Here is a 7,146-nt window from a genome sequence, read left to right on the forward strand (position 1 = left end):
CCCTTGTCTTAAGCTAACGGTTGGCACTATCAGCCCCCGTATCGGACTTTCACCGACGAGTAAACGCCCATGCCGGGCGCACTAAAAAAAAGGCACACAGTTAATTTACTGTATGCCTCGTAAGTTCCTTAAATCTTTGATAAATCAATACCATCTGTATCCGTTCTAGCAATTATCTCCTCAAAGTCTACACCTTCAAGTTTTTCCTTTAATAGTAGTTCTTGAGCAACTGCATGCAACTTATTTATATTTTCAGCAAGAATTTTTTCAGCTTTTTCATAAGCTTCATCAATAAGAGCCTTAACTTCTGAATCTATTTGGTAAGCTACCTGTTCACTAAAGTTTCTACTTTTACCTAAATCTCTACCTAAGAATACTTCATTATGATCATTTCCAAAAGATATTGGTCCTAGAACATCGCTCATACCATATTCCATAATCATTTTTCTTGCAATGGAAGATGCTCTATCAATATCATTCTTAGCACCTGTACTAATATCTTGAAGTATTAATTTTTCAGCAACTCTACCACCAAGAAGTCCAACCATTTCATCTTTAAGTTTTAGTTTAGAAGTATAAGCTGTATCTTCTTCTGGAAGATGCATTGTGTATCCACCTGCCATACCTCTTGGTATAATACTTATTTGATGAATTGGATCTGAAAGTGGAGAATATTTCATTACAACAGCATGCCCGGCTTCATGATATGCCGTCAATTTTCTATCTTTTTCACTTATAACTTTGCTCTTCTTTTCAGGACCTGCAATAACCCTAGTTACTGCTTCATCTAGTTCTAGCATTCCTATAACTTTTTTACTACTTCTTACTGAAAGTAGAGCAGCTTCGTTCATTAAATTCTCCAGGTCTGCACCAGTGAATCCTGGTGTCCTTTTCGCTAATACCTCAAGCTTTACTTCTTCTGCTAAATGCTTACCTTTAGAATGTACTTTTAGAATTTCTTCTCTACCTTTAACATCTGGTGCACCAACTAAGATATGCCTATCAAATCTACCTGGTCTTAAAAGAGCAGGATCAAGTATGTCCGGTCTATTAGTTGCAGCTATCATGATTATACCTTCATTTACACCAAATCCATCCATTTCAACTAATAGTTGATTTAGAGTTTGTTCTCTTTCGTCATGTCCGCCGCCTAGTCCAGCACCTCTTTGTCTACCTACTGCATCAATTTCATCAATAAATATTATACAAGGAGCGCTTTTCTTCGCTTGTTCAAATAAATCCCTTACTCTTGAGGCTCCAACACCTACGAACATCTCAACGAATTCAGAACCTGAAATACTATAGAAAGGAACTCCTGCTTCTCCTGATACAGCCCTTGCAAGCAAAGTCTTACCAGTACCTGGTGGTCCTACAAGAAGAATACCTTTTGGAATTCTTGCCCCAGCTTCTAGATATCTTTTAGGTTGTTTTAAGAAATCTACCACCTCCGCAAGTTCTTCCTTTTCTTCATCTTCTCCCGCTACATCCTCAAATGTAACTTTTTTCTTATCTGGAGTGGCAATTTTAGCTCTGCTTTTACCAAAATTCATTACGCCTCTATTACCACCACTACCGCCACCACCTTGAGATTGCTGCATATACATAAACCAAAATACTACAAGCATTAAAATTATAAGGAGTGTAGGTACTATTTGTAACCACATTGGCATACTAGCTGGTTTTATATATAATTCCTTAACGTTTATATTCGGATTTTTATCCATAACTTGCATTAATCTTTCTAATGGAATTATTGTTTCGTATTCAGTTCCGTTAGTTAATTCCCCTGCTACTGTTTTATCTTCTCTTACTTGAACACTTTTTATTTCTTTTTTAACCCAATATTCTTGAAATTGATCAACACTAAGTGTATTAGCTTTTTTACCAGTTTCATTTAAGGCTAATGCTGCAAAAATCACAAGTACAAATACTACAAACCATATTGATGCACTAGAAATTTTTTTCATTAGAAACCCCCTCTCTTTTTCGTTACTTTGAAATTTTATCACATTAAAAATCACTTGACAATAAAATATATATTAATTATTAATTAATAAAATATATGTTTTGTACATATTTAGTTATAAATTTCCTCTTTAAGTATTCCTATATAAGGCAAATTTCTATATTTCTCTGCAAAATCTAACCCATATCCTACAAGAAAATAATCAGGCACATCATATCCTAAATATTTAACATCTATATCTACCTTTCTTCTTTCTGGTTTATTAAGTAAACATATAATTTCTAAACTACATGGGTTTCGTGCTGATAAACACTTCATTAGATATTTAAGTGTAACTCCAGAGTCTATAATATCTTCTACTATTAGTACATCTTTTCCTTCAATTTCAAAGTCTAAGTCCTTTAAAATCTTTACAACACCTGAAGTTGTAGTTGAATTGCCATAGCTAGAAACTGCCATAAAATCCATTTTACATGGGATTGTAATTTCTTTTAGTAAATCCGACATAAATATAACGGATCCTTTTAAAATACCAATAAGTATAAGTTCTTTTCCCAAATAATCCTTACTTATTTTTGCACCCATTTGTCTAACTTTATCCCTTAATTCATCTTGGTTGTACAATACCTCTTTAATATCATTATTCATTCTTATTCCTCACTTTCAATTCTTATCTGCAATATATTTTTAGTATCTTTTGAAACCTTGAATTTTTCACTAATCCTGTATCCAACTACCCAACCTATATCATCACCAAAGCATAATAGGGGTATTTCATCCCTTTTATCTTTATGTACTTTTAAACCCATAAAAAAATCCTTTATTTTTTTATTACCCTTCATACCTAATGGTATAAACCTATCTCCTTGCCTCCTATACCTAAATGTTATCGGACCCTGAACTTTATCATAATCAAAATACACAATATAATTATTTCCTTTTACTTCTGTAAACTGTACTTTGGGTATAATATCAATTTTTACTACTTTGTTTAAAGAATGAATAATGTTCTTCTCATTAACATTTAGAACATACTGCTTATCATTGATTTCAGTAACCTTAGTATTTATACGTATATGTATATCCCCATAGCAATTTTCAACTATTATGTTCTGAGGAAGCATTATAGCTTTACCGGTATTATGTTTTTGAAGTTCTATAATATTAGATATATGAACTTTCTCAAAATTATATAAATTATTATTCACTTGGAGCAGTGCGCTCCTAATAATTCTACTTATAATTGAATCATGCTCCAAAAAAGCATTCTTGTCTATTATAACCATTTGATCATCTATCACACAATGTTTTTTATACTTTCCAGCAGAAATATTTTCTAAATAGTCATTATCTACTTTTAGGACATCCGATAATCGATTTAAGGTGTTAATTATGTCTGTATTGAAGTTTTCCTCCATATATGGAATCAAATCCAACCTAACCTTATTTCTGGCATAAATCTTTTCTAAATTTGATTTATCTATTCTTGGAATTATGTTATTTACCTCACAATATTTTTCTATTTCACTTCTGCTAAGATGAATTATTGGCCTTACATATATTTTATCCCGAACAGGTTTTATACCGACCATTCCCTGAATACCAGTTCCCCTCATTATCCTCATTAAAATAGTTTCAGCTTGATCATTAGCATTGTGTGCTAATGCAATTTTATTGGCATTTAACTCAGTCATAAGCTCCTTAAAAAATTCATACCTTATTTCTCGCCCTGCCATTTCACAAGATATATTCTTTTCTTTTGATATTCTATGTATATCGACTTTTCTACTATAAAAATCTATATTTAAGCTCTTACAAGTTTTTCTTGCATATTCCTCATCTTTATCAGATTCTAGTCCTCTAAGACAATGGTTTAAATGAGCCCCCACAATTGTAATCCCAAGTTTCTCCTTTAATTCATTTAAAATATAAAGCAAACATGTTGAGTCAGGTCCACCAGAAAATGCAACTATAACCTTATCTCCATTATCAAACATTGAATTCTTTTTTATAAAATCCATAACTACTTCAGACAAAACTTTCACTTCCCAAATTTATTTTTCAAGTCTATATACTTTTATTCCAATATTACTATATCATATTAACATATAATATAAAAATATATATTTCATTTTTTTTTAAATCATTGTATAAAAAGAGAAAAATGAAGAAAATAGAATAGGTTCTGAATCCTATAAATACACTCTTCATTTTTTAATTTTACCTTCTTACTTATGTGGCAATACTTTTTATTAATTACAGAACATAGGTATTTTTCTTGTAAAATATTATTAATATAAACTATATATCTTTGAAACAAGAACAGTCATATCATCTTTTACTCTATTGCCACTTAATTTTCTTGCTTCCGAAAGCAACCCATCAGCTAGTTCCTTGGGATTATTGCAATTATTTTTACCCAAATAATCAACTATCCAATCTACTCTCCCTACATTTTCATCATCATAATCCATTACTCCATCACTAAGCATAACTATAATATCACCATTTTTTAATTTTGTTTGTTGCATGTCTATATCCGCCTTATCTAAAACACCAATAGGAAGGGATTTAGATTTTATTATTTCTAAACTATCACCAGATTTTAAAAATGTGGCAACTGCCCCCACTTTCATAAAATCAATTTCTCCAGTATATAAGTCTATACTATTTAAATCAATTGTCGAAAATTTTTCTTCCTCGGAAAATCTCAAAGTCATTATTGAATTTACAGTATTAATAGCTGTTATTTTACTAAACCCCGCTGCTGTAAATTTTTCTATTAATTCAACAGCAGCTTCACTCTCCCTGCCTGCCTGAGGACCAGAACCCATACCATCACTAATAATTGACATATAACTTCCATCAGCCAGCTTTCCATAGCTATAGCTATCTCCATTAAACTTTTCCCCATCCTTACACTGCCTGGCTACATTTGATACCACATGAAACTTAGGGGTTTCTTCAATTGTTACCTTACACATATTGGTCTTTGGATCTATACTACACCCTTCATCACTAACACACATAGCCTTACCTGTAACACCATTTATAATAGGCAATAGCTCCTTTACACACATTTGTGTTCCGCCACAAGCATTTAGTGAGAATTTAATACTAAGTCTCCCAAGTTTATCATTCAAACACATAAGGTCATTGTACTTAATTCTATTTTTATCTAAGGCCCTACAGATAAGCTTCTCCATAGGAGTATCTATTTGTATTTCAGAGTTAAAATCTTCAACAATTTCTCCTACTGAATCCGCCATATTACTAATTTGATTTGCTAAAAGCTCTCTACCTTCACTAAGCCTCGTTCTCCACATCTCATTTATAATATGCTTATTAACAATATCTTCTGTATTTTTAAGTAAAGCCGTCCTCCTTATACATTTTCTTTCAATCTCTTCTGGTACACTATCACTTTTTCTTTCAAAATTTTGGATTAGTTCTTCGAATGCCGCGTATGTATAATGTAATTCTCTTTTCCAACACATGGACTTCATAGTACAATTACTACACACTCTATCCGCAAGATTTTCAACTAGAGCACTACTTTTACCCTTCATTGCTAGCTTTTCATTATCTACTAAGTTATTTAATATATCTGACATATTAGAAAGTACATCAGAAAAATTATTTAGCCTACCTACGAATGTATCTTTAATTTTGTTTATATATCCTTGATCTATATTTTGTTTTTTCTTATCTGAATTAAATTCTAATGATAATTCATCATAAGCCTTTAGTGGTATCAGTAAAAATATTGCCGCGGCTAGCAATGCTTCAAATATCATAAACTCAGATGTTGTAATACAATATATTTTTATTATTGAAAAAGCTACTAAATAAGATGCTACACTTAGCCACTTTCCTGTTTCTTTAAAAATTCCTGTTATTAAACCACAAATACCATACATTCCTATAAATATAATCATATTTGGGGAAGACATCCCTACAATAATACCCATTGCCACTCCGGATGCTGCTCCAGCACCACTTCCGTTAATATAGGCTATTATTATAACAAAAGCTAGTCCTACAATATTTGTAATTGATATACTAAAAATACTGATGCCCCAGGTACCCGCAATAACTAATGAACTTATAATTGACATACTTATTATTTCTTCATTTGAAAATATATGCTTTGTTTTAATTTCCTTAAAGCATAAAAGACTATAATCCAGAATAAAATATAAAGGGAAGATACATAAAACTAAAAAAAGTGAATTTAAAAAAGCCATTAATCCGCTTACCCTGACCACAAAGAAATTATAAGCGAACAATTCTAATATAATAATAGCAAACATAGAAGCCAATGCTCTAGTTTTTACTTCTATCTTTTTAAATATATTACTAATAGCAGCAATGGTGACTATTAGTATTAAATATGATGGCAAATTATTTATAGTTTTGTATAAAGTAAGATAACCTACAAATGTACCACTGGCTGTAATTATTGAAATTTTTTCCTTGTTAATAAATATTGTAGCTATTAAAAAAGCTATACCAAAGGGTGCAGTGTTGTTAAGTAACAGAACCCTGCTTATTAATAAACTTACAGTGAAATAAACTATTCCTCTAATAATCATATTAATATTTAATTCATTTTTCTTTTGTACTTCCTCTTTTATCTTTCTAAGTCTTTCGTATGGAAAAATATCAATGCCATATTGCATATTAAAAATCACCCACCTTTGTTATTTAGAGCTTTATTATAACAATTTCATTTGGAAATAAATGTCATAAGGTGAGGCTTTTATATATTTTTCGTGAGACATTAATTTGTATATTTTTTAATCTAGATTTTACAATCTCCTATAATATAAAAAAACCTACCATATTTATATAGCAGGTTTTAAAATATTAAATGAAGCATGTCACTTCATGCAATTATATATTTGAGAAAAATATACTTATATGTTTTGCACACATATATATTATGGTTGCAATTTTATAGCTCAAAAATGAACAAAAAAAATAACTCATAAGTTTCCTTAGGAGTTATGGTAGCGGAAATAGGACTTGAACCTACGACCCTTCGGGTATGAACCGAATGCTCTAGCCAGCTGAGCTATTCCGCCGTATTTGGTTGCGGGAGCAGGACTTGAACCTGCGACCTTCGGGTTATGAGCCCGACGAGCTACCAACTGCTCCATCCCGCGATATTTGGTGCT

General features: G+C 31.4%; 4 protein-coding genes and 2 tRNA genes. All 6 read right to left on the reverse strand.

Going from position 1 to position 7,146, the window contains the following annotated elements; genetic code table 11:
• Positions 1-128: 128 nt before the first annotated feature.
• Positions 129-1,967, reverse strand: a complete 1,839-nt coding sequence (gene ftsH / locus KPL51_RS22445; protein ID WP_216166547.1) for an ATP-dependent zinc metalloprotease FtsH — start codon at positions 1,965-1,967, stop codon at positions 129-131.
• A 110-nt stretch (positions 1,968-2,077) separates the two neighbouring features.
• Positions 2,078-2,614: a hypoxanthine phosphoribosyltransferase gene (gene hpt, locus KPL51_RS22450; protein WP_216166549.1), complete on the reverse strand. Its 537-nt coding sequence runs from the start codon at positions 2,612-2,614 to the stop codon at positions 2,078-2,080.
• A 2-nt stretch (positions 2,615-2,616) separates the two neighbouring features.
• Entirely contained in the window at positions 2,617-4,011 is a 1,395-nt protein-coding gene (tilS, locus tag KPL51_RS22455; protein ID WP_312888841.1) for a tRNA lysidine(34) synthetase TilS, read from the reverse strand.
• Positions 4,012-4,257: 246 nt separating this feature from the next.
• On the reverse strand, positions 4,258-6,648 hold the full coding sequence (spoIIE, locus tag KPL51_RS22460) for a stage II sporulation protein E (RefSeq protein WP_216166553.1): 2,391 nt from the start codon (positions 6,646-6,648) through the stop codon (positions 4,258-4,260).
• Positions 6,649-6,976: 328 nt separating this feature from the next.
• Positions 6,977-7,053 (reverse strand) — tRNA-Met (locus tag KPL51_RS22465).
• A gap of 5 nt (positions 7,054-7,058) precedes the next feature.
• Positions 7,059-7,134: transfer RNA gene (locus KPL51_RS22470), tRNA-Met, on the reverse strand.
• Positions 7,135-7,146 lie beyond the last annotated feature (12 nt).

Origin of the sequence: Clostridium bowmanii, from assembly GCF_018861315.1 — a bacterium.
GTDB lineage: Bacteria > Bacillota > Clostridia > Clostridiales > Clostridiaceae > Clostridium_AD > Clostridium_AD bowmanii.

What these genes read in the sequence shown, in the direction of transcription:
- hpt (WP_216166549.1), bottom strand. Translation starts at nt 2,614, where the DNA reads ATGAATAATGATATTAAAGAGGTATTGTACAACCAAGATGAATTAAGG.
- spoIIE (WP_216166553.1), bottom strand. Translation starts at nt 6,648, where the DNA reads ATGCAATATGGCATTGATATTTTTCCATACGAAAGACTTAGAAAGATA.
- ftsH (WP_216166547.1), bottom strand. Translation starts at nt 1,967, where the DNA reads ATGAAAAAAATTTCTAGTGCATCAATATGGTTTGTAGTATTTGTACTT.